Raw genomic sequence first — 23,687 nt, forward strand, 5'->3', positions numbered from 1 at the left:
TAATGAATAAAATCTTTATAAGCGTACCAACAAAATTACTCTTGCTCATTATAAGTGCCTTACTTCTTATGAGCATTGGTATATCTATGATGTCTTTATCACGTTTAAAGCAAGAGTTTAAAGATTTTCAAATTGAAAAAATTGCGCAAGGACAAAGCCAATTAGCCATGCAAACTAGTACCGATCGTGAACGTCTTGGTTTATGGATTGAGTCATTTTCGGACGTTATTCAGCTTACATCAAAAGATCAATACTCTCTTCCTGCCGCTTTTGAGCGTCAATATGATGCGTTGCAAATGAACCAAAATGTTGAAAATATTTGGTTATTTGATGAAGATAAATCCTTAACGTATAGCACGACAGATATCCATGATAATGTTTTAGTTGCGGTTGAAGAGGCATTTAACAGTAAAGAACCCAATTACCAATTATTCTGCGGTAATGCTTGTGAACAACTAATTGTTGTACCTTTACTAGGAGCAGATGGACACTTTCATGTTGTTGCGATGTCGATGTCATTAATCGATGTGATTTACTCAATAAATCGTGTATTGCAAAGTGAAATTGCCATCGTGAGTTTTGATGGTAGCGAACAATCTTTTCAGAATCAATTTCGTTTTCTATCAACCTCAAATGCAAAGTTAATGCACGATTTGTTTGCCAAGTTAGACAGTGATATTTCGGCAAAAGAAATACGAGAATCTGGTTTGGAAGTGGTATTAGAGCAACAAAGCTATTTAGTTAATTTAATGCAATTAGCAACAAGTGAAGATAAGCAATTTTATATTGCATTAGTTGATGATGTTAGCTCAATAAAAGAGGAGTACAGACAGCAAGTAATGCAATTTTTACTTTCTTCGTTATTGATTTTTATCATTCTTGCCGTATTCGTCTACTTTGTCGCTAGCCCTTTTACCAATCGCATTTTAACGCTTTCGAGTGCTTTACCTTTATTAGCACGTAAAGAATTTGAGCAATTTAGGCAAATTCGCTTAAAGCGTAAACGCATGTTGGCAGACGAATTGGATATAGTAGCCGACTCTGCTACTGAGTTGAGCTATGAACTTGAGCAATTAAATATTGAAGTAGAACAAAAAACCAAAGAACTCGAAAACATTGCAATGTATGACCTGTTAACCGGGTTGCCTAATCGGAACATGCTCAATTACCAGTTGCGCAAAGCCGTTGCGAATATTGGCAGAACAGGTAAGGGTATTGCGGTTTTGTTTTTAGATTTAGACGACTTCAAAAAAGTTAATGATAGTAATGGTCATGGTGATGGCGATAAATTATTAATTGAGGCTGCTAACCGTTTGAGAGTGAGTGTACGCCATGTTGATTTAGCCTGCCGTTTTGGTGGTGATGAATTTGTCATTGTTTTAGGGCACCTCAATAGCTCTGAAGATGCTGTTCCTATTGCAGAAAAAATATTAGAGCGATTTAAGGAGCCTATCCGTATTGGTTCTAGCATTTTCTACGTTTCTACCAGTATTGGTATTGCTTATTGCGAAGATGAAATTGCGAAACCTGAGTTACTCGTTAGCCAAGCAGACATCGCAATGTACGAGGCGAAAGATAATGGTGGAGCACAATTTCATGTCTACCATGCAGATATGTATCAACGTGTTGCTCATCGAGTCATGATGGAAACAGAAGTGCGGCAAGCCTTGGCTAAAGGTCAATTTAGTTTGAGTTTGCAACCGCAGTTGGAAACGAAGACGAAAAAGCTTTACGGATTTGAGGCATTGTTGCGTTGGAAGCATCCTGAAAAAGGCATGATTTCCCCCGATGACTTTATACCCATTTTAGAAAATTCTGAGCACATGATTGAGCTCGGCTACTGGGTAATTCGCAGGTGTTTTGAAATATTAAAAGAACTTGATGCAATCGGTTTAACAGATGTGCGCATGGCGATAAACCTTTCAGCAGGACAATTTATTGATCCACAATTACCGCAATATTTAAGTGGTTTACTTGATGAATTTAATTTTAATGCTAGAAGGTTCGAACTTGAATTGACGGAACAAACGTTAGTTAAAGATATTGATCGCGCCATCAATACCATGAATTTATTGAAAGAATCGGGCTTTAGTTTTGCGATTGATGATTTTGGTACGGGTTACTCTTCGTTAGCTTATATTAAAAAAATGCCAATCGATGTAATTAAAATAGATAAAAGTTTTGTCTTTGGTATGTTGGAAAATCACGCTGATTATCAAATTATTATGTCGACGATTGCTATGGTCAAGAACTTAGGCCTTACGGTCATTGCCGAAGGCGTTGAAAGTAGTGCACAATTGAGAAGCTTGGCGGAGAGTGAATGTGACATCATTCAAGGTTACTATTTTTCAAAGCCCATCCCGGAAGCGGATTTATTTGGCTTTGTAAATTCATACCTTATTAATGGTTATTGGAAAACGCAACCGGCAATATGTTACCCCTAAACGGTTTATCAATATGGTGAGTAACTATTTTAAATCGCTAAGTATAAGTTTGAACTTGATTGAAAAATAAATGACGATACTAACATGGACAGCATTACTTGCTGAAGAAAAACAAAAACGTTACTTTCAAGACACCTTAGATTATGTCGCAAAGCGACGCGAACAAGGCATTAATGTTTATCCACCCGTAGATGATGTTTTTAATGCTTTTACTACACCAGACTTTAAGAACATTAACGTTGTAATTCTAGGACAGGATCCATATCACGGTGAAGGGCAAGCTCATGGTTTTTGTTTTTCTGTTAAACCTGGCATAAAACCTCCTCCTTCTCTTGTTAACATGTATAAAGAGCTACTTTCTGATATTGAAGGGTTTCAAATGCCTGAACATGGAGATTTGCGAAGCTGGGCAGAACAAGGCGTGATGTTACTTAATACCGTTCTTACTGTTGAAGAAGGGCAGGCGCATTCTCATAAAAAACTTGGCTGGGAACAATTTACTGACCGAGTTATCGCATTACTCAATGATTATGGTGAAGGTGTTATCTTTTTACTTTGGGGAGCGCATGCACAAAAAAAAGGACAAAGTATCGATACCGACAAACATTTTGTTTTAAAAGCGCCGCACCCTTCACCTTTATCTGCACATCGTGGTTTTTTTGGTTGCCAACACTTTTCTAAAACTAATGCATTACTTCATCAGCAAGGAAAAAAAACCATTAATTGGCAATTATGAAGACACTAGAAAGTGTCTTCTATATGCTGAGCAAATTCCTCAGCTGCCATAAAACCTGTCACTCTACGTTGACTAAGTTCTTCCCCTTCTAAGTTAAAAAATAAAATTGAAGGTAAGCCAAAGACTTGATAATGCTTCATTAACTCGACGCTATCTGGGGCACCTGTATCGGTTAGATCTATTTGTACTAATCGTGTATTTACTAACGCTTCTTGAACGACAGCAACAGGGAAGGTTTTATGTTCAAACTCTTTACATGCGACACACCAATCGGCATATAAATCGACCATAACGGTTTCACCGTTTGCATTAGCAGTGGCAACGAGGGCTTTTAGCTCGGTTAAATTTTTAACATAAGTAAACGCTTTAGTATCACGTTGTTGCTCTGGTAACACTTGATAATACTGCGTTAGCTGATATCCACTGAAACAGGTTATTGCAAGTACTAACGCACTGGCAAAAGAACCCTTCAAACGACTTTTATTTTTTAATGCTGATTTAACAAAATAAACGCATGCCGAGAGTAGAATAATAAGCGCGATCGCAAAAGTTATGGTGTTTGGTAAGATTCGCTCTAACAAGAAGACTGGTACTGTTAAGAGTAAAAAGCCGAAAACTACTTTTATCATTTCCATCCAAGCCCCGGCCTTGGGTAACAATTTACCACCAGTGCTACCTAAAATAAGTAGTGGTAACCCCATTCCCAAACTTAATGCATATAAGGCAGCTGCGCCTAACGTAACATCTCCTGATTGAGAAATATAAATCAACGCGCCTGTTAATGGGGCTGTCGTACAAGGAGAAGCGACAAGACCGGAAATTGCTCCCATGCTAAAAACACCACCATATGACCCAGATTTTTGATTATTGCTCAGATTATTGAGCTTATTCTGCCAACTAGCGGGTAAGCTTAGATTAAAAATGCCGAACATTGATAGCGCGAGAAAGATGAATAAAGCACTCAGTGTGAGCAATACTATCGGGTGCTGAAACATTGCTTGAAATTGCGCTCCAGCTAAAGCAACGATGATACCTAAAATCGTGTAAGTGACGGCCATTCCTTGCACATAAGTAAAGGATAAAGCAAACGCCCTATTTGTTGATAAACCTTGTTTTTGGCCAACAATAATGCCTGTTAAAATAGGGTACATTGGGAATACACAAGGGGTAAATGACAATAATAATCCACCAATAAAAAAGGCAAACAGCGTCCACCATAAGTTATCACTTTTAAGTAAATCAACTAATTGATGTTGTTCACTACTTTCAGTCACAGGCATTTTTTTATCTATAAGCTGTCCATTGCTATTATTTGAAGTTTGTGACATCGCTGCAAAAATATCAGCTGAACTGGCTTTTGAGCTGACTATATCAATGACCTTTATTTCAGGTGGGTAGCATAGACCTTTTTTCGCACAACCCTGAAAGCGAACCATCAATTGTGCATTATTACCAATGTCGCTTAGTTTAATTTGGAACGAGAGCGGTTTTTCAAAAATCTCTTGTACGCCGAAAAACTCATCCTCGTGTTCGATCCCCGAAGGCAAGTTTACGCTATTAATAGAGACGTTCTTTCCTTCGAAAGAAAATTGTTTTTTATATAAGTAGTAGCCTTCAACAATATCAAAGCTTATTTGTACGGTATTTTGGCTTTGTTCAAAATTGAAATTAAAGGCGAGATCTGGCGTTAAGAACTCCTGTTCGTTACTGAACAATGAGCTTGCACTGCTGTCAAAAATTGAGTCCTGTGCGCTTGCATTGACCTGACCAAACAGCGTTAGGCAAATAAATAAAAATAATGAAGTGTAATGTTTAAGCATGAGGGTTTATTGAGTCATTTAACCAAGTTAAGTAATCCTGATTACCATTGCTAATAGCTAGCGCGATAATTTCAGGTACGTCATAAGGGTGAAGCTGTGTAATGATTTCCGATAGCTGTTTAAAAAAAGTGGCTTTTGTTTTAATTATAAGCTGTACTTCAGTATCCTTTTCAATTGTCCCTTGCCATTGGTACACGGACGTCACGTTTGAAACAATGTTAACACAAGCGGCAACCTTTTGTTTTACGAGCGTTTCCGCTATTTGATGCCCAACTTCGTTTGAAGGGCATGTACATAACACGATTTGATACATAATTTTGTCACAACTTATGGGGTCTGGCCATAATCTAAAGCAATATTCAGAGTCTGTAAAACGTCACTGGTTGAAAAAGACCTGATCACCCTCATATTTGTTTCACTGCACTAGGAGAATTTATTACATGTTTCGCATTCTGTTTTTTTTGTTCGTTATTATTCCCATTATTGAAATCGCGGTATTGATGCAAGTTGGTGCGTGGCTAGGTGCTTGGCCAACGATCGCAATTGTTGTCATTACAGCGTGGTTAGGTGCAAAAAATGTGAAGCAACAAGGTATCGCTACGTTGCAATCTGTACAAGATAAAATGGCCCAAGGTGAAGCACCTTCGGATGAAATTGTTGCAGGTTTATTGTTATTGGTTGCTGGCGTGTTATTAGTGACGCCTGGTTTTGTTACTGACTTCTTTGGATTGTCTTTACTTATACCTCAAGTTAGAAGAGGCCTTATAAATGCAGTTCAGAGTCGACTTACCCAACATTCGGTTGTACAAACGCAGCAATTTACATTTCATCATCATCAACAACATTCATTTGACCAAAAAGTTGAAAAAGAAACGCCACAAAGTGGTGGTAAAACACTTGAAGGCGAATTCGAACGCAAAGATTAAAAAATTTTCACTAAAAGGGTTGTATTGGTGAAATACGGCCCTATTTATCTTTCAACTCAATTAATTTGTAAACAACATTCTCAGGAGAGAAATCAATGAGTATTCGTCCATTACACGATCGCGTAATTATCAAGCGTAAAGAAGTAGAGTCTAAATCTGCTGGCGGTATCGTTTTAACGGGTAGCGCTGCTGAGAAATCAACCCGTGGTGAAGTTATTGCTGTAGGCAATGGCCGCATCCTAGAAAACGGTGAAGTGCGCGCATTAGATGTAAAAGTAGGTGACCAAGTGATCTTTAATGAAGGTTATGGTGTTAAAACTGAAAAAATTGATGGTGAAGACGTGCTTATCTTAAGCGAAACAGACATCTTAGCTATCGTAGAATAATTAATTAGTAAATTATCATTTAATTCAATTAGAGAAGTGTAAACGCATTTATCAGAAAATTTAATACGGTGAACAGATTTAAGCATCGTTGAAAATGATTGGTTAGGCTTCTCAATAGAGCAAAATAGGAAAGATTAAAATGGCGGCAAAAGACGTATTATTCGGTAATGACGCACGCGCTAAAATGCTTAGCGGTGTAAATATTTTAGCTGATGCAGTTAAGGTTACTTTAGGACCTAAAGGTCGTAATGTAGTTTTAGATAAATCATTTGGTGGCCCAACAATCACTAAAGATGGTGTTTCAGTTGCCAAAGAAATTGAACTTGAAGATAAGTTCGAAAATATGGGCGCACAAATGGTGAAAGAAGTTGCGTCTAAGGCAAACGATGAAGCGGGCGACGGTACAACAACTGCAACCGTATTAGCACAAGCTATTGTAAATGAAGGTTTAAAGTCAATCGCAGCGGGTATGAATCCAATGGATCTTAAGCGCGGTATAGACAAAGCTGTTATTGCTGCGGTTGAAGAGCTTAAATCACTTTCTACACCTTGTACTGACAATAAAGCGATTGAGCAAGTTGGTACTATTTCAGCAAACTCAGACAAGACAGTTGGTGAAATCATTGCTACAGCAATGGAGCGTGTTGGTGCAGAAGGCGTTATTACTGTTGAAGAAGGTCAAGCGTTGACTGATGAGTTAGACGTTGTTGAAGGTATGCAGTTTGATCGTGGATACTTATCACCTTACTTCATTAACAACCAAGAAAATGGCACGGTTGAATTAGAAAACCCATTCATTCTTTTAGTGGATAAAAAAGTATCAAATATACGCGAATTGCTTCAAACATTAGAAGCAGTTGCTAAAGCAGGTAAGCCTTTATTAATTATTGCTGAAGATGTTGAAGGTGAAGCATTAGCGACATTAGTTGTAAACAACATGCGTGGTATTGTTAAAGTTGCTGCCGTTAAGGCGCCAGGTTTTGGTGATCGCCGCAAAGCAATGCTTCAAGACATCGCTACGTTAACAGCAGGTACAGTAATTTCCGAAGAAATCGGTATGGAGCTTGAAAAAGCGACTTTAGAAGATTTAGGTCAAGCTAAGCGTGTCGTGATATCTAAAGACAATACAACCATTATCGATGGCATTGGCGAAGAAGCTGACATTCAAGCACGTGTTGCTCAAATTCGTGGCCAAATTGAAGAAACATCTTCAGATTATGATAAAGAAAAACTTCAAGAGCGCTTAGCAAAACTTGCTGGTGGTGTTGCGGTCATTAAAGTGGGCGCGGCTACTGAAGTTGAAATGAAAGAGAAAAAAGCACGCGTTGAAGATGCATTACACGCAACGCGCGCAGCGGTTGAAGAAGGTGTTGTAGCTGGTGGTGGTGTTGCCTTGGTTCGTGTTGCTGAGAAAATTAAAGCACTTGAAGGTGATAACGAAGACCAAAATCACGGTATCAATGTAGCATTACGCGCAATGGAGTCGCCATTACGTCAAATCGTGACTAACTGCGGTGATGAAGCTTCTGTAGTACTTAATGAAGTACGTAATGGTGAAGGTAACTATGGTTATAATGCGGGTAACGGTACTTATGGCGATATGTTAGACATGGGGATTCTAGATCCAGCGAAAGTAACACGTTCTGCAATTCAGTTTGCGGCATCTGTTGCTGGCTTAATGTTAACAACTGAAGCGATGATTACTGACGCACCAGTTAAAGATTCTGCACCTGCAATGCCTGATATGGGCGGCATGGGTGGTATGGGTGGCGGTATGCCAGGTATGATGTAATTCATGCTTAATTAAATTGATCTTGACGTTGTTGTCTTTTCGACTCGCATAGTACGAGCTATGCGTTGCTCAACGTCTCTTGTCATTATCAATTTACCCTATGCAGAATATACTGCTTAAAATAGACTAAATAAAAAAACCGCCGAGGCGGTTTTTTTATTCTCTAAAAGAAACGTAGGAAATTATTTGCTATAAGTTTACAGTTGAGACTGTAAGTAGTTCTCTAAACCAAGAGTCTTTATGAGTCGTAATTGTTGTTCTAACCAGAACGCATGATCGCTTTCGGTATCATCAATAAGTGTTTGCAACATATTACGGGTGACAAAATCTTTTTTCTCCTCACAGAGCGCCATTGCGTCTTTTAACGCCTTATCAACGGCAAGTTCTACGTCTAAATCATTGCTTAACATTTGCGGGACATCTTTGCCGATATCAAGACCACTTCTGGTAACCATATCTGGCGTGCCTTCTAAAAAGAGAATACGCTCAATGAGTAAAGACGCGTGTCCTTTTTCGTCGTCAAATTCATGGTCGATGCGTTCAAATAATTTTGTGAAGCCCCAGTCGTGATACATACGTGAATGAATGAAGTATTGATCCATTGCGGCAAGCTCATAAGCTAACAGGCCGTTAAGGGCGTTAATAATCTCTGTATTACCTTTCATGACTCACTCCTTTATAACTGTGCTTGTAAATATTTTTCCAAACCCATATGTTGAATTTGATACGCTTGCGTCTCTAACCAATCTAAATGTTCTTCTTCATAGTCAAGGATCTCAACCAATAGTTCACGGGTGACGAAATCTTTTTCTTGCTCACATAAAGCAATCGCTTGCTTCATTTGTTCAATTTGCGTTAATTGAAATTTGCTATCGCATTGCAACATTTCTTCGGTTTTTTCACCGATAGAAAGTGCACCAAGTTTTTGTAAGTTTGGTAAGCCTTCTAGGAAAAGAATCCGCTCAATCAGTGCATCTGCTTGCTTCATGTCTTTAATAGACTTTTTATAGCAATGCTCATTTAGTTTTGAAAAGCCCCAGTTCTTATACATTCTTGCATGTAAGAAAAATTGGTTAATTGAGGTAAGTTCGGTGGTAAGCACTGCGTTTAGCGTTGTGATTATATTACTTTGACTTTGCATAGATAACGTTCCATTAGCAAGTGGTGGAACAATTATAAGAGTTTAATTGCTTAAGTCAAAAAAATAAGTAAAAACAATGATTTACCAATGAAAACTATTCTTGTTTTTATTACTGTTAGTAATTTTTTATCGTTGTTAAGTGAATGATAAAGAACAATTATTGAGGGAAGTGCTAGCCGACGTCTTGAAAAAGTGATTCATCGATAATGGTATTATCGATAACTTGTTGCGCTGCTTTCACGCAAGAACCACAGTCTTTACCAATATTAAGGTGTTTTTTTAATTCACGCATAGTACCTGCGCCTTTGTTACGCACGACTTCTTGTATATTTTTATCTGTGATGCCATTACAAATGCAAACAAACATAGCGAACCCTTAATGATTATGCGAGTGATAATAGTTCTCATTTGGTCAAAATGCAAACATTATTTTCACTTTTTTAAAGTGAGTGCGGTATATCGTATTTACTAGCTAAAACGGCTTTATTTGAAGACAAAGAATAAAGCCGTTTTGTGAATGTACATACAGGCGCTTGTTTTTAGATTACAATTTAATACACATTTTTTGGTTAATATCCGGTCTAATGGATATACCAAGTAAAGTAGAGGGCAGGACTATGATTAAAGTAAACGTGATAATGTCTACAATTGTTTCGTTTTTGCTTGTTGCACCAAATGCGTTGGCCGGCACAAGTGAAGTAACATGGCAGAACCCAGATAAATACAGAGATGTTTATGCTGGGCAAGAGCATAGAGCTAAATTTAAAAAGCGCGTGTTTAAAGAGTTTGAACAACATTTCGCTAAACTGGCAGAGCAACTTCCCAAAGAACAGACTTTAAAGATTACTGTAACTGATGTTGATTTAGCAGGTGATGTGCATGAAACCATGGATCGTATACGTGTGATCAAAGATATTCATATACCACGTATGAAGTTTTCATATCAGCTAGTGGATGCTTCTGATCACATCCTTCAAGAAGGCTTAGAAAACTTGAAAGATATGAGCTTTATGATGCGAAGTAGTTTACGTTATAACAACACTTTTCTTCATTATGAAAAAGTGATGTTAGACCAATGGTTTGATAATACACTTGCGCAAAAGTAACGCTAATTTTGATGCTTATCTACAATATTGATAAGCATCTTTAAGTCAATTAGTTATTAATCTGCGGTGTATGTTTTCTCAAAGGTACCTAGCACGGCAAAAAGCTGCTCTATTTTCTTTACCAGTGCTATAAGTAATTGCTGATCTTGGTTTTGTTGCCATTTCAGTAAGTCGTCAGCAACCTCTTCAACATAGGGTTGAAAGGTATTGGCATTTGCATTAAAACCCGCATCCTGTTTAAAGATGTTTTCAAAGTTTGCCATTTTCTTTTCACGTAGGTCAGACAGAGTCGCGTCTGCAGCAAGTGACTTTTTAAGAATAATTGAAATATTGTCGATCAGTTGTTTATTGACTGCTTCACTCATAGTATTTTAATCGGTGCTAATGAAAATAGCGCAGTATTATGCCAGTTTTATGGGGGTTTTGTTAGCTTCACCAGCAATTTCCCGCACAACTTTAGGCATTAAAAAGCCAGGTAAGGTTGCCATCATGTTTTTTACTAATGATTGTGCTTGTTGATCGCTAATATTAAAATGAGCAACCCCTTGTACTTTATCAAATAAGTGCAAATAGTATGGCTGAATACCGCAATCAAAAAGCTGCTCACTTAATTGACATAAAGTGTTTACTTCGTCGTTCACGCCTTTTAATAACACACTTTGATTGAATAGCGGTATCCTAGCTTGCCGTAGGGGCTCAATGGCGTTTGCAAATGATTCATCAATTTCATTTGGGTGATTGATATGAAAGACAAAGGTGCTTTTAAGTCGAGAGTTTGCCAACATATCTACTAGCTCAGGTGTTATACGTTGCGGGATAACGACAGGTAATCGACTGTGAATACGTAGCCGTTTTACGTGAGGAATACGCTCGATTTGCGCTATTAACCAATGTAAGTGTTGATCATTAGCCATGAGCGGATCACCACCGCTAAAAATCACTTCGTTAACTTCTTGATGTGCTGTAATGTAATCGAGTGCTTGCTGCCAACGTTGTTTATTTGGGCTGTTATCAGCATAAGGAAAATGACGACGGAAACAGTATCGACAATTAATCGCACAACCCGCTTTTACGATCATCAGTACGCGGTGAGTATATTTATGCAATAAACCCTCGGCAACTGTATCATGTTCTGCCAACGGGTCGGTGCTAAATCCATGAGTGTCAATAAACTCCGCTGATATTGGCATGACTTGTTTTAGTAGGGGATCATCAATGTCACCTTTCACCATTCTTGTAATAAAAGGCTTTGGCACTCGCACTGGAAAAAGCTTACGGGCAGAAAAGTGTGCTTGATAAATGCTAGGGTCAATATCAAGCATTTTTAACAGTACACTCGGGTCTGTCACAACGTCGGCTAACTCTTTTTGCCAAGAAGTGTGCAAATTATCGTGAATATAGGGTATTATTTGCGGCATTTATAATTTCAATCTCTCGAAAGTAAAGCGAGTATTTATGGCTTCATTCAGTACTAACCAATTTAAAGCCGGTCTTAAATTAATGATCGACGGCGAACCTTGTAACATTTTAGAAAATGAAATCGTTAAGCCGGGTAAAGGCCAAGCATTTAACCGTGTAAAAATCCGTAAGTTAATCTCTGGCAAAGTGCTAGAAAAAACCTTTAAATCAGGTGAATCTGTAGAAGGCGCTGATGTAATGGATTCAGAGCTTGGTTATTTATATGCCGATGGCGAATTCTGGCATTTTATGAATAATGACACCTTTGAGCAAGTTGCAGCTGACGAAAAAGCGGTTGGCGATAATGTAAAATGGCTGTCAGAAGGTGATTTATGTACGATTACTTTTTGGGATGGTAACCCAATTTCTGTGTCGCCTCCTAACTTTGTTGAGTTAGAAATAACAGAAACTGATCCTGGCTTAAAAGGTGATACGGCAGGTACTGGTGGTAAACCTGCAACATTAACTACAGGTGCCGTAGTACGTGTACCTTTATTTGTTCAAATCGGTGAAGTAGTGAAAGTGGATACACGCACTGGTGAATATGTATCACGTGCCGGAAAATAACCTGTAATACATTATTTAAAAAACCTCGCTAATACGGGGTTTTTTATTGTCTGTTTTAGCGCTTTTTAAATGTAATGCCATCTAGCGTAAGTGCTGAAATACCTGAGTTATATTCAATAAAACGTATCAACTGGCCATGGCTAGGTCTCAACTTAATTCTAAGCACATCAGTTTCTTTATAAGCCGTTGCCGTTGCGTGAAGGTTTCCCCATGTAACAGTGAAATGCTCTTGCTGATAGTTAATAATGACATTGCCCGCCATCGCGTGATGATATGTTCCGGTATATTGATTAATTGGCTTTGTTAGATCTAAAGGACGATTGTGGTAACTTTGCTCTTTAGTGATAAATTTTTCACGGTACGACTTCGCCATTGTTGATAACGCAGCAATTCGTTGAAGAGATGTTTGTTCAATATCATCTTCTTCTAACAATATGCCATAGATATAGTCAGCAATAACATCCGTAACCTTATCGTTGAACATGCCTTCATTATTCAATATTACAATACCAATGCCTTTATTTGGCATAAAAGATAGGTGTGGGCGAAAGCCATCAAAAGAACCAAAATGATGCATGGTTACCTGTTTTTTGTATTGCCCTTTATACCAACCTAGTCCATAGGTAGTACGTTCAAAATCGCCGCGTTTACTGTTAACGTTTGCTAGAGATTTATGGGAAAGTTTAGTGTTGTTCTTTAGGTTAGGTATTGCTGATGGCGTTAATTGTTGATTAACAAAGCGCGCCATATCTTCAATAGAAGACAACAAGCCACCTGCCGCATGTAGAGTATTATCTTGCTTTTCTAAGTATAAAGCCTTGGTTGGCTCTAGTGAAAAGTAAGAATATGGTTTAGCAATCTGTAATTTTTGTTGCTTGGCTTCACTGCGTAAAGCGGTTGTGTGTGTCATCTTCAAGGGTGTTAATAAATGATGTTTTATTGCCGTTTGCCATGGGATATTAAACGTATTTTCATACCATAAACTCACAATGTTGTAGCCTAAATTTGTATACTGAAATTGGCCTAATGGTTTTTCCGTATTCGAATAAAGTTTGCTTAGCATACTCTTTGTGAGTTGCTTATTATGAATACCAGTGATCGACAAAGCGTTTGTTAAGAAGTTATCTTGAAGACCTGATGTATGTGAGAGTAAATGTTTAATGGTCACTTTATTCGCTTTAATTTCTGAATGAAATTTTATCTCGGGGAACATCTGAGCGAGCGTCGTATCTAGTGAATATTGAGATTTTTCCAATATTTGTAAAATGAATTGAGCAAAAAGCGGTTTGGTAATCGAAGCGATATAAAAAAGAGTTTCGTCGTTTGCTAGTATATTATGCTCGATGTCAGCGTACCCTGTAGTGCGTTGGTATATGATTTTTTCATTATCAATCACGGCGATAGCAATCGCACTATTGATGTTTAATTGTGTCCTAATTTTACTTATCTGGTTATCTATTTTATCCGTTATATTGGTTGCATTTACTGATATTGAGATGCTAAGTGTAAGTATTAAGAAGTAGGTTAGTGGTAATAAATAATAGTGCATATTTTCTCATTATATTGATTGTATTGACTATAAAGATGCGGCAATTCAATATTTGGATGCAGGTGATAGGTCGATTTATTATTCACGCAGGGCTTTGATTGTAACCCCACGTGAACTGTCACTTAACTTCTATGGGTATAGCGGTAATGTGGTTTATCTTCTGGCCAGTCACTTAATGGAAAAGGGTATTTATCGGTATTTAACGTTAAAAATTGATTAATTTGATAAATATAGTTGTTTAAACTTTGACCAAGACTTTTTAAATGATTATTTGCTCTACCGGTTACGAGTAAGAACAAGAACTGGAATATCGCAATCATGGTAATAATAAAACGTACAAAGCCTGCAATAAAACCGAATAACAACATAAATAGGCCACGTAACCATGTGCCTGCGCTTAACCAGTTTTTTTTCTCTACTGAATGAATATCTTTCATAACACCCTCTACAACGTAGCCTTAGTGAAGATTTAACACTAACGCGATTATTGATGCGTTAGTCATTGGATATCAAATATAAAGCAAAATGGTAGCCAACATTTAAAAGCTTTTAATAACAAAGAGATAGTTTTATATGAAAACACTTACTTGGTGTAATTAACCACTCTTAGGTTGTTTTAACGAGTTATAAGTGGTGAAAAAATACATAAAAAACCTGCTAATTGGCAGGTTTTTTATACTTTTTAGTAAACGCAGTGTTACTGTTTATTTTTTAAATAACGATTAAAGTATTGTGTTTTCATCGTTTGTAAATGTAACGTTGTACCTTTACCTTCGCGCAAACTATGGCTGCGATTAGGGTAAGACATAAATTCAAACTGTTTATTATGTTTTACCAATTCATTGATTAATCGTTCAGCACCTTGATAATGTACGTTGTCATCGCCGGTACCATGTACCAATAATAAGTTACCTTGTAAGTTCTTGGCGTGGGTTATTGGTGAACCTTGCTTATAACCTTCTTCATAATCGGGTAATAAGCCTGAGTAACGTTCTTGATAAATGGTATCGTATAGCTTTTGGTCTGGTACTGGCGCCAATGATATACCTACGTGGTATTGCTCAGGGTAACGAAATAACATATTCAATGTCATAGAGCCACCACCAGAGTGTCCCCATATGCCAACGCGATCCGTATCGATATAATCCCAGCGTTTACTCATTGCATCTAAAGCATCGGCTTGGTCACGAGATGATAAAATGCCTACTGCACCATAAATGGACTTACGCCACTCACGCCCTTTTGGCGACGCTGCACCTCGGCTATCAATTGACGCGATAATGTAACCTTGTTCGGTCATATAAGCATCCCAAACATAAGAGTTTCCACGCCATCTATTTTGTACCGTTTGCCCAGCCGGTTCACTGTATACATAAAAAATAATTGGGTATTTTTTATTTGGGTCAAAGTCAGCAGGGCGCATGATATAACCATCTAATACAACACCATCACGCGCTTTTACTTGGAAAAACTCATGTGAAGGTTTGTTAATTGTTGCCAATTTATCAATCAGCTTTTGGTTGTCCATCATCATGTGTTTTTCTTGATGATTCGCTACCATGACTAAACGTTTTTGTGTCGGTTGGTCAAAGGCTGAATGGCTATGAACGGCCCATTGACCATTAGGTGACATTTGATAGTAGTTTACACCCGCAAACGCTTTTGGAGTGAGTCGCTGATTTACCACGCTACCATCTAACTTGCTGCGGTATAGATAACGCTCTGATGTATTACCTTTGGACGCTGTAAAATATAGCCAACCACCTTTTTCATCAATTGCTTGAATAGAGCCAAAAACAGTGACATCAAAATTACCTGGCGTTAAATTGATAACTTCTTTACCATCACGTGATATGCGGTAAAGATCTCGCCAACCACTGCGTTCACTCGTCCAAACAAAATACTTGCCGTCGTTAATCCAGTGGGCATCATCATAGAAATCTAAATAAGTTTCTTCTTGTTCAACCATGATCTTACTAATCGCGGCATTTTGACTGTTCACTAGATAAAGTATATTGGTATCTTGCTTACGATTAACATGCTGAATAAGTATAGCTTCGCCAGTGCCTGCCCAGTTCATACGTGGAATATACATTTCTCGTGAATTATTTGGCAGCTTAGTCATCGTGACCTTTTTCGAGGCTAGGTCAACAATGCCAATATTAGCGAGAGAATTAGTTTCACCTACTTTAGGGTATGGAAATTTGGTAATTGTTGGGTATAGAGCGTCGGTATTGTTGATCATGATAAAGTCTTTGCTACCAGAGGTATCTAGTTGCCAAAAAGCAATTTTTTTACCATCGGGGCTCCAGCGAAAACCATCTCGAATTGAAAATTCTTCTTCGTATACCCAATCGAACAAACCATTAATAATGCCATTACCCGCGTCGTGAGTTAATTGGGAAATGCTGTTATCATTAAGATTCTCAACATAAATGTTATCATCGCGTACATAGGCAACGCGTGTTCCATCAGGTGAAAACTTCGCAAACATGAGGCTACTAGGCTTGGCTGCATCACCACCTAATTTGACTAATGCATTTGTAGATAGATTTAGTACCCAATAATCACCACGACTGTTTGAACGCCATACCTTTTTACTATTGGTATAAATGAGCAACTGTTTGCGATCACCAGACCAAATATAGTCATGAATAGCGAGAGGCTTTTCTGTATTTCTTGGCGTTAACTGCTCTGCTGAAACGAGTACTTCACCTTGCAGTGTCTCCGGGTTATATAAAACAATATCGCGCCCAATTGGCACTTGTTTACCTTTATCATCGGCTTTTGTTGTTTTCGACTTTTCTACTGATGTGTAACCGGTACCATCCTCTAGCCAGCGAATTTGACCGATATAATCTGATCTAAATTCATAATCGGTATAAATTCTGTCAAGTGTTAGCGCATTTTTAGTATTTGCTAAGTTACTTTCTGCTTGTTGTGTTGTATTACCATCTGTTGCTTGGCAAGCAACAAGCGCTGTAGTCAGCGCGGTTCCAACAAGCAATTTTTTTATTGTGATAAATTGCATGTACTTTTCCTCGTCAATAACGCAGCTACTTTAAATTGTATACAATTTAAAGGCAATGGTTGCTCGAGATTATTCGCGGTAATGTTGTGAATTTTATTTTACTTATACGCTTGAATTTCGTGCTTTATTGCCTCATTTAATAAAATTATTTGTTTTAATTTGAAATCAATATGACTAAAGCGCTCGAAATATCTGGTTTAAAGAAAACTTATAAAGGTGGTTTTCAAGCCTTGAAAGGAATAGAACTCTCAGTTGATAAAGGTGACTTTTTTGCTTTACTAGGACCAAATGGAGCGGGGAAGTCTACGACAATTGGTGTCATTACTTCGTTGGTTAATAAATCTGAAGGACAAGTAAAGGTTTTTGGTTACGATATTGATCAGGCCCTTGAAACCGCAAAAAGTCATATAGGTTTAGTACCACAAGAGTTTAACTTTAATCAGTTTGAAAGCTTAACGAAAATATTGGTAAATCAGGCAGGGTACTATGGTGTTGATCGCGCAACAGCACATCAACGCGCCGAAAAGTACCTAAAGCAACTCGATCTATGGGATAAAAAAGACAATGCGGCAAGAATGCTGTCAGGTGGAATGAAACGCCGCTTGATGATAGCTCGCGCGTTAATGCATGAACCACAAATACTCATTTTAGATGAACCAACGGCTGGTGTTGATATTGAGTTAAGACGTTCTATGTGGGATTTTTTACGCGAATTAAACAAGCAAGGTATTACCATTATTTTAACGACACACTATTTGGAAGAAGCAGAAATGTTGTGCCGTAATATCGCGATTATTGACTCGGGCATCATCGTAGAAAATACCGACATGAAATCACTACTGGCTAAGCTTGATTTGGAAACATTCGTATTAGACCTCAAGCCTAATAGTAATACACCTGAGCTTGAAGGGTTTTGTTACCGCGTTATCGATGATCATACGGTAGAAGTTGATGTGAGAAAATCTCAAAAGATTAATGATGTCTTTGCACAGCTTAGTCAACAGGACATTGATGTAATTAGTATGCGAAATAAAAGTAATCGTTTAGAAGAACTGTTTGTAAGTCTCGTTGGTTCAGGTGAAAAGTTGGAGGAAGCATAGCGATGTCGTCAGCTAGAAATATGGTTGCATTAAAAAGTATTTTGCATAAAGAGACTCACAGATTTATGCGCATTTGGGTGCAAACGCTCGTACCACCTGCGATAACGATTAGCTTATATTTTGTTATTTTTGGCTCTTTAATAGGCTCGAGAATTGGTCAAATGGGGGGCTTTGATTATATGGCATTTATTGTCCCAGGTTTGATTATGATGAGTGTGATCACTAATTCGTATTCTAATGTAGCATCATCATTTTTTAGTGCAAAATGGCAACGAAATGTAGAAGAAATGCTTGTAGCACCAGTACCAAACTGGGTGATTGTCGCAGGCTATGTTGGCGGCGGCATGGCGCGGGGAATTCTAGTCGGACTTATTGTTACTATTGTTGCAATGTTTTTTACTGACATTCAAATTCATAATATTTGGGTTATTATTGTAACGGTCGCTTTAACGTCAGCAACATTTGCGTTAGGTGGTTTAATTAATGCTGTTTTTGCGGGTAGTTTTGATGATATATCCATTATTCCTACTTTTGTTTTAACGCCGTTAACATACTTAGGCGGTGTATTTTATTCTATCTCATTGTTGCCAGATTTCTGGCAAGGTGTGTCGCAAATTAACCCTATCGTGTATATGGTAAATGCATTCCGTTATGGTTTCTTGGGTATTTCAGATGTCAGTTTAACGGTGGCATTTAGTGTTTTAGGGGTATTTATTGTTAGCCTTTATGGTATAGCAATGTACTTAATTTCTAAGGGAATTGGTTTGAGAAGCTAATGCAAGACAGTAATACCGGTGATTCAAAAGCGATAGTTACAAATCAGTTAGGCGTTCATGAAAAGCTTGTTGATATTGTTGAAAAGCATTTAGCCCATCGTTCTCAAAAGCCTTTTCAACAGCACACGTTAGATGCTTTTGCTTTAGCGAATGAACGAGTAAGTGCTCACAAAGGAAAGCTAATATTAGACTCCTGCTGTGGGGTTGGTCAAAGTACGCGTTTACTGGCAAAGAATAACCCAGAGGCGTTGGTTATCGGTATTGATAAATCTGCGCATCGCATCGAGCGTAATGATCAAGAACTCGTTGCTCGCACGTCGACACACGATATAGACAATTTCTTACTATTACGTGCTGATCTAAATGACTTCTATCGACTGATCGTGCGGGAGAAATGGTGTGTTGATCAGCATTATATTCTGTACCCAAATCCATGGCCAAAGAGTAAGCATGTGCAACGTCGATGGCACGGAAGCGCAGTGTTTCCTGAGATAATTTCAATTGGGCAAAAGATTATCTTGCGTAGTAATTGGCGATTATATTTAGAAGAGTTCTTAATGGCCGCAAACATTGCTAATCGCCGTGGCAGCATTGAAGAAGTAAAAGCTGATATCGCTTTAACGCCATTTGAAGCAAAGTATAAGGCAAGCGGGCAGGTATGTTGGCAATTAACCATTACTTAGCTGTTCACTGTGTTGTGCTATTACGTTCTTTAGTTGATTAGGCTAAATTGCTTAGTGAAAATCACCACTTTTTTGCCAATGATACAAACTCTAAATAAGCTATATATAGCCGCTAAATAATAAAAAACCAAAAAAAACAACACTTTAAAAAGTTGGTCTAATAATTGTTAGTAAGGACATATCAGTCACTTTGAAGATAGGACATGGATATGACTCACAATATTAAAAAGAACGTTTTAATGATGGCGTTAAGCAGTTTGGCAATTGTCGAGCTAGGGTTTGTATATTTAGCAACATTAATTGGTTAATTGGTCAATTGTTTATAAGTAAAATCGTTTAAAAAACGAAAAATACAAGACTTTTGTTGCAAAGTTTATTAAAGTGCCGCACTTACGACATGTCTCCAATATCGGGTTGGTGACTACAAAAAGTTAGTGCAATTTATGACGATGAACAAACGTGCGGCAAATGCGACAGAAGAGTCGCTACATCGTATTTTTACCATTCCAGAGGCTCCTGACTCTACGTTGGGACGAATAGAACAAGAGATCTCGCAAAACCTAGCGGGCTTTCTTGGTGATCATATTGCCGCTAAAGAAACAGCGTTATCTGAAATAGAAAAAGATTTTGCCTGCTCTCAAATTCCTGAGCAACCTTCATTTGTTTCTGATCATATGCACCATCTTCTCGAAAAAGTTGTAGCGCAATCTGTACATACTTCTAGCCCAAGTTTTATTGGTCATATGACGTCAGCCTTACCTTATTTTATATTACCGTTATCCAAACTAATGGTCGGGCTTAATCAGAACTTAGTCAAAATAGAAACATCAAAGGCATTTACACCGCTAGAACGTCAAGTACTGGGTATGATGCACCGGTTGGTATATCAATTTGAAGAAAACTTCTATCAACAGTGGATGCATAGTGCGAACCATTCCCTTGGTGCTTTTTGCTCAGGTGGCACAGTTGCGAATATCACCGCACTTTGGGTAGCAAGAAATAACTTATTGCGACCTGAAGGCGCATTTAAAGGCGTTGCGCGCGAAGGATTGTTTGCCGCCTTAAAGCACTACCAATACGATGGTCTTGCTATCTTAGTGTCCAGAAGAGGCCATTACTCACTAAAGAAGTCGGCTGATGTACTTGGAATAGGCCAAGATAGTGTTATAGCAATCCCGACCGACGGACATAACAAAATGGATTGCGTTAAGTTAAAAGAAAAGTGCCGAGAACTTGAAGCAAAAAATATTCGTATATTAAGTATTGTCGGTGTCGCTGGAACAACAGAAACAGGCAATATAGACCCGTTGCACGAAATGGCAAAAGTGGCTGCTGAATTTCAATGTCATTTTCATGTTGACGCAGCGTGGGGTGGCGCAACATTATTATCAAATAAACATCGCAGCCTGTTAAGTGGCATTGAGCATGCAGACTCGGTTACTATTGACGCACACAAACAAATGTATGTGCCTATGGGGGCTGGTCTCGTGGTTTTTCGTAACCCTGCATCAGTTGCTTCTATTGAACATCATGCTGAATATATTTTACGTAAAGGCTCGAAAGATTTAGGCTCTCATACACTGGAAGGTTCAAGACCTGGTATGGCGATGCTTGTTTATGCAAGTTTGCATATTATTAGTCGTCCAGGTTACGAGATGTTAATCAACCAAGGAATAGAAAAAGCGAAATATTTTGCTGACCTTATTGATCAACACCCAGATTTCGAACTGGTTACTGCGCCTGAGTTATGCTTGTTGACCTATCGCTATAATCCTGCATCAATTCAAACCTTACTTACAAAAGCGGACGAAAATACGCTTAATAATGTTAACAATTTATTGGATAAGTTGACGAAGTTTATCCAAAAGAGACAACGAGAAAATGGCAAATCATTTGTATCGCGTACGCGTATTGAAGTGCAAAAATACAATGGTAGAAAAACGTTAGTTTTTCGTGTGGTACTTGCCAATCCTTTAACATCTAAAGAGATATTAAAGGATGTACTTGTTGAGCAAGAAGAATTGGCGAAAGAAAGTAGTCATTTTTTACCTAAATTGATCGCATTGTCTCAAAATTTATAACATTCAACTCAGTTACGTTATTAATTACTACTCTTTGATTTATTAACAAAAATTCAAATCTTGTTGTCTAGATTTTACACTTATTAACTTTCTAAACGAAATAAACTTCTTTCGTTTGTTTTACAAAATGAAACCTTATGTGTAATATTACAGGTGAGGTTACATTGTTGAGGGCTGTATGATGTATAAAGAGGACAGTAAAATGCCGGAAGTAATTGATGAGCGTAGCGTTGAAAATCAATCTGTAGAGCAGCAACTTATTGATGCTAAAAAAGAAATTGAAGATCTGAAAAGCCAGTTAATGTGGCTTGAACGCTCATACGAATAAAAATAATTACACACGTAAAAAGGCCAGCAGTTTCCATGATACTGCTGGCCTTTTTATTTTGATTGCCCTGATGATTTATTACAGATTGACTTGCAAATTATCAATAAGGCGAGCTTTTCCGCAGTGCGCAGCTGCTAGTATAACAAGCTCTTTATCATCCTCACTGGCAGGTTGTAGCGTTTTAGCATGACAAATATGTATATAATCTGTTTTTAAACCCGCATTATTAATGAAATTAGCAGCTTGTTTTGCAAGGCCAATAAAGTCATTATCTTGTTTTATCTGTTCGGCCAGCCATTGAATATTTTGACTCAATGCAGGCGCTATTTTTAGCTCTTCTTCCGTCAAATAGTTATTCCTAGAGCTTAATGCGAGCCCACTCGGTTCTCTAACGGTAGGTACTGGTATGATATCGATAGGCATCGATAAGTCATCAACCATAGTTTGAATAACTTGCACCTGTTGAAAATCTTTTAAGCCAAAACATGCGACATCAGGCTGCACAATATTGAAGAGTTTACAAACAACAGTAGCGACACCACGAAAATGGCCAGGTCGGCTTTCACCACAGTAACCTTCTGATACCTGAGGGACCTCAACAAATGACTGCTTATCCAGACCTTTTGGATAAATAACTGCAGGTGTGGGGGTAAAAAGTAAGTCAGTATCCGCGTCAGCGAGCTTTTTCTGATCTGCTGCTAATGTTCTTGGGTAATTCTCTATGTCTTCATTTTGACCAAATTGCATCGGATTAACAAAAATACTGGCCACCACTTTATCAGCATGTTTGTGCGCTTCTGTGATTAAAGAAATATGGCCTGCATGCAGGTTTCCCATGGTAGGAACAAAAGCGACTTTTAACCCTTGTAGTCGCCATTGGTTAACTTCTTTACGTAAGGTTGCAATATCATTTACGACGATCATTTTAATCTACTTAAATATATGTTCATCACCAGGGAAGTTTCCTTGTGAAACTTCACTGATATATAATTCTATGGCTTTTTTAATATCACCAGTGTCGATGAGAAAGTTTCTGGAAAATTTAGGCATATAACTACAAGAAATGCCCAGTGCATCATGCATCACTAATATCTGGCCATCAGTATCTTTGCCTGCACCTATACCAATTGTAGGTATAGTTAATGCTTCAGAAATCGCTTTACCTAGCGAAGCTGGTATACATTCTAAGACCAATAATTGCGCACCCGCCGCTTCTAAAGCCTTGGCATGCTCGATCATTTCTAGCGCTTTATCGTTGTCACGTCCCTGTACTTTAAAGCCACCAAAAACATTGACTGATTGTGGCGTTAGTCCGAGATGTGCACACACAGGAATACCACGTTCAACGAGGCCAGAAATTGTTTCGGCTAACCAAAGTCCACCTTCAATTTTAACCATGCTGGCCCCTGCTTGCATTAATTTGGCAGCATTGATAAAAGCTTGTTCTTTTGTTGCGTAGCTCATGAAAGGCAGATCACTGATTATAAGCGTGTTTTCAACGCCACGTTTTACACATTGCGTATGGTAAGCCATATGGTCTACGTCAACGGGTAAGGTATCATCTTGCCCTTGCAATACCATACCGAGTGAATCTCCAATTAAAATAGCGTGAATACCTGCCTGATCAAACAGTTTAGCAAAGCTGGCATCATAAGCTGTAATGGTGGCAATTTTTTCGCCTTGTTGCTTCATTTTTTGCAACACAGAAGTTGTTATCTTTGTCATTTAAAGATCCAAAAGCATATTTATCATGCTTTAATTTT

At 38.1% G+C, this 23,687-nt stretch carries 24 protein-coding genes; 12 read left to right on the forward strand and 12 right to left on the reverse strand.

Annotated elements, in window-relative coordinates:
* Positions 1-2: 2 nt before the first annotated feature.
* Together QUE09_RS01810 and ung are read left to right on the forward strand one after the other, a co-directional pair.
* Entirely contained in the window at positions 3-2,444 is a 2,442-nt protein-coding gene (locus QUE09_RS01810; RefSeq protein WP_286234497.1) for a putative bifunctional diguanylate cyclase/phosphodiesterase, read from the forward strand.
* A 76-nt stretch (positions 2,445-2,520) separates the two neighbouring features.
* Positions 2,521-3,180 carry a uracil-DNA glycosylase gene (ung, locus tag QUE09_RS01815; protein WP_434017496.1) on the forward strand — a complete coding sequence of 220 codons (660 nt, stop codon included), beginning with the start codon at positions 2,521-2,523 and terminating at the stop codon, positions 3,178-3,180.
* A gap of 5 nt (positions 3,181-3,185) precedes the next feature.
* On the opposite strand, the gene QUE09_RS01820 is transcribed toward ung, so the two are convergent.
* Together QUE09_RS01820 and cutA are read right to left on the reverse strand one after the other, a co-directional pair.
* Positions 3,186-5,000 carry a protein-disulfide reductase DsbD gene (locus tag QUE09_RS01820; RefSeq protein ID WP_286234499.1) on the reverse strand — a complete coding sequence of 605 codons (1,815 nt, stop codon included), beginning with the start codon at positions 4,998-5,000 and terminating at the stop codon, positions 3,186-3,188.
* Entirely contained in the window at positions 4,993-5,313 is a 321-nt protein-coding gene (cutA, locus tag QUE09_RS01825) for a divalent-cation tolerance protein CutA (RefSeq protein WP_286234500.1), read from the reverse strand. The genes QUE09_RS01820 and cutA overlap by 8 nt, the downstream gene beginning before the upstream one ends.
* A gap of 127 nt (positions 5,314-5,440) precedes the next feature.
* Between cutA and QUE09_RS01830 the strand changes: the two genes are divergently transcribed.
* The 3 genes from QUE09_RS01830 (at position 5,441) to groL (ending at position 8,104) form a co-directional block, all read left to right on the forward strand.
* Positions 5,441-5,926 (forward strand): FxsA family protein, encoded by a 486-nt coding sequence (locus QUE09_RS01830; RefSeq protein WP_286234501.1) that lies wholly within the window; start codon positions 5,441-5,443, stop codon positions 5,924-5,926.
* A gap of 95 nt (positions 5,927-6,021) precedes the next feature.
* The gene (locus QUE09_RS01835) at positions 6,022-6,312 is read left to right on the forward strand and encodes a co-chaperone GroES (protein ID WP_286234502.1); all 291 of its coding nucleotides are present in this window, start codon (positions 6,022-6,024) and stop codon (positions 6,310-6,312) included.
* 139 nt (positions 6,313-6,451) lie between these two features.
* Positions 6,452-8,104 carry a chaperonin GroEL gene (groL, locus tag QUE09_RS01840; protein WP_286234503.1) on the forward strand — a complete coding sequence of 551 codons (1,653 nt, stop codon included), beginning with the start codon at positions 6,452-6,454 and terminating at the stop codon, positions 8,102-8,104.
* 197 nt (positions 8,105-8,301) lie between these two features.
* On the opposite strand, the gene bfr (QUE09_RS01845) is transcribed toward groL, so the two are convergent.
* The 3 genes from bfr (QUE09_RS01845) to QUE09_RS01855 all read right to left on the reverse strand — a co-directional run bounded on the left by bfr (QUE09_RS01845) (position 8,302) and on the right by QUE09_RS01855 (position 9,612).
* The gene (gene bfr / locus QUE09_RS01845; protein ID WP_286234504.1) at positions 8,302-8,769 is read right to left on the reverse strand and encodes a bacterioferritin; all 468 of its coding nucleotides are present in this window, start codon (positions 8,767-8,769) and stop codon (positions 8,302-8,304) included.
* Between the two features lie 11 nt (positions 8,770-8,780).
* Positions 8,781-9,245: a bacterioferritin gene (bfr, locus tag QUE09_RS01850; RefSeq protein WP_286234505.1), complete on the reverse strand. Its 465-nt coding sequence runs from the start codon at positions 9,243-9,245 to the stop codon at positions 8,781-8,783.
* A 172-nt stretch (positions 9,246-9,417) separates the two neighbouring features.
* On the reverse strand, positions 9,418-9,612 hold the full coding sequence (locus QUE09_RS01855; RefSeq protein ID WP_286234506.1) for a (2Fe-2S)-binding protein: 195 nt from the start codon (positions 9,610-9,612) through the stop codon (positions 9,418-9,420).
* 250 nt (positions 9,613-9,862) lie between these two features.
* On the opposite strand from QUE09_RS01855, the gene QUE09_RS01860 reads away from it, so the two are divergent.
* Entirely contained in the window at positions 9,863-10,351 is a 489-nt protein-coding gene (locus tag QUE09_RS01860; protein ID WP_286234507.1) for a DUF3016 domain-containing protein, read from the forward strand.
* A gap of 56 nt (positions 10,352-10,407) precedes the next feature.
* Here QUE09_RS01860 and QUE09_RS01865 read toward each other — a convergent pair whose 3' ends face one another.
* Both QUE09_RS01865 and epmB read right to left on the reverse strand, forming a co-directional pair.
* Complete coding sequence (locus QUE09_RS01865) at positions 10,408-10,716, reverse strand: hypothetical protein (protein WP_286234508.1); 309 nt, start codon at positions 10,714-10,716, stop codon at positions 10,408-10,410.
* Positions 10,717-10,752: 36 nt separating this feature from the next.
* Entirely contained in the window at positions 10,753-11,769 is a 1,017-nt protein-coding gene (epmB, locus tag QUE09_RS01870; protein WP_286234509.1) for an EF-P beta-lysylation protein EpmB, read from the reverse strand.
* Positions 11,770-11,806: 37 nt separating this feature from the next.
* Between epmB and efp the strand changes: the two genes are divergently transcribed.
* Positions 11,807-12,376, forward strand: coding sequence for an elongation factor P (gene efp, locus QUE09_RS01875; protein WP_286234510.1), 570 nt, complete (start codon positions 11,807-11,809; stop codon positions 12,374-12,376).
* Positions 12,377-12,431: 55 nt separating this feature from the next.
* Here efp and QUE09_RS01880 read toward each other — a convergent pair whose 3' ends face one another.
* The 3 genes from QUE09_RS01880 to QUE09_RS01890 form a co-directional block, all read right to left on the reverse strand.
* On the reverse strand, positions 12,432-13,925 hold the full coding sequence (locus QUE09_RS01880; protein WP_286234511.1) for a serine hydrolase domain-containing protein: 1,494 nt from the start codon (positions 13,923-13,925) through the stop codon (positions 12,432-12,434).
* A 122-nt stretch (positions 13,926-14,047) separates the two neighbouring features.
* Entirely contained in the window at positions 14,048-14,362 is a 315-nt protein-coding gene (locus QUE09_RS01885) for a DUF4389 domain-containing protein (RefSeq protein ID WP_286234512.1), read from the reverse strand.
* A gap of 260 nt (positions 14,363-14,622) precedes the next feature.
* Positions 14,623-16,956 carry a S9 family peptidase gene (locus tag QUE09_RS01890; protein WP_286234513.1) on the reverse strand — a complete coding sequence of 778 codons (2,334 nt, stop codon included), beginning with the start codon at positions 16,954-16,956 and terminating at the stop codon, positions 14,623-14,625.
* Positions 16,957-17,126: 170 nt separating this feature from the next.
* Here QUE09_RS01890 and QUE09_RS01895 point away from each other — a divergent pair, with 170 nt between their 5' ends.
* From QUE09_RS01895 to QUE09_RS01915, 5 genes are all read left to right on the forward strand, one after another.
* Positions 17,127-18,056, forward strand: coding sequence for an ABC transporter ATP-binding protein (locus QUE09_RS01895; RefSeq protein ID WP_286234514.1), 930 nt, complete (start codon positions 17,127-17,129; stop codon positions 18,054-18,056).
* Between the two features lie 2 nt (positions 18,057-18,058).
* A complete protein-coding gene (locus tag QUE09_RS01900) occupies positions 18,059-18,832 on the forward strand; it encodes an ABC transporter permease (protein WP_286234515.1) in 774 nt (257 codons plus the stop codon).
* Positions 18,832-19,515: a tRNA (guanine(46)-N(7))-methyltransferase TrmB gene (trmB, locus tag QUE09_RS01905; protein WP_286234516.1), complete on the forward strand. Its 684-nt coding sequence runs from the start codon at positions 18,832-18,834 to the stop codon at positions 19,513-19,515. Before QUE09_RS01900 ends, trmB begins: the two co-directional genes overlap by 1 nt.
* 443 nt (positions 19,516-19,958) lie before the next feature.
* Positions 19,959-21,596, forward strand: a complete 1,638-nt coding sequence (gene panP, locus QUE09_RS01910; protein ID WP_286234517.1) for a pyridoxal-dependent aspartate 1-decarboxylase PanP — start codon at positions 19,959-19,961, stop codon at positions 21,594-21,596.
* Between the two features lie 178 nt (positions 21,597-21,774).
* A complete protein-coding gene (locus QUE09_RS01915) occupies positions 21,775-21,924 on the forward strand; it encodes a hypothetical protein (protein WP_286234518.1) in 150 nt (49 codons plus the stop codon).
* Positions 21,925-22,002: 78 nt separating this feature from the next.
* Here QUE09_RS01915 and panC read toward each other — a convergent pair whose 3' ends face one another.
* Both panC and panB read right to left on the reverse strand, forming a co-directional pair.
* Positions 22,003-22,848, reverse strand: a complete 846-nt coding sequence (gene panC, locus QUE09_RS01920) for a pantoate--beta-alanine ligase (protein WP_286234519.1) — start codon at positions 22,846-22,848, stop codon at positions 22,003-22,005.
* Positions 22,849-22,854: 6 nt separating this feature from the next.
* Positions 22,855-23,649 (reverse strand): 3-methyl-2-oxobutanoate hydroxymethyltransferase, encoded by a 795-nt coding sequence (gene panB / locus QUE09_RS01925; protein ID WP_286234520.1) that lies wholly within the window; start codon positions 23,647-23,649, stop codon positions 22,855-22,857.
* Positions 23,650-23,687 lie beyond the last annotated feature (38 nt).

The organism is Thalassotalea sediminis, from assembly GCF_030295915.1.
Classification (GTDB): Bacteria; Pseudomonadota; Gammaproteobacteria; order Enterobacterales; family Alteromonadaceae; genus Thalassotalea_C; species Thalassotalea_C sediminis.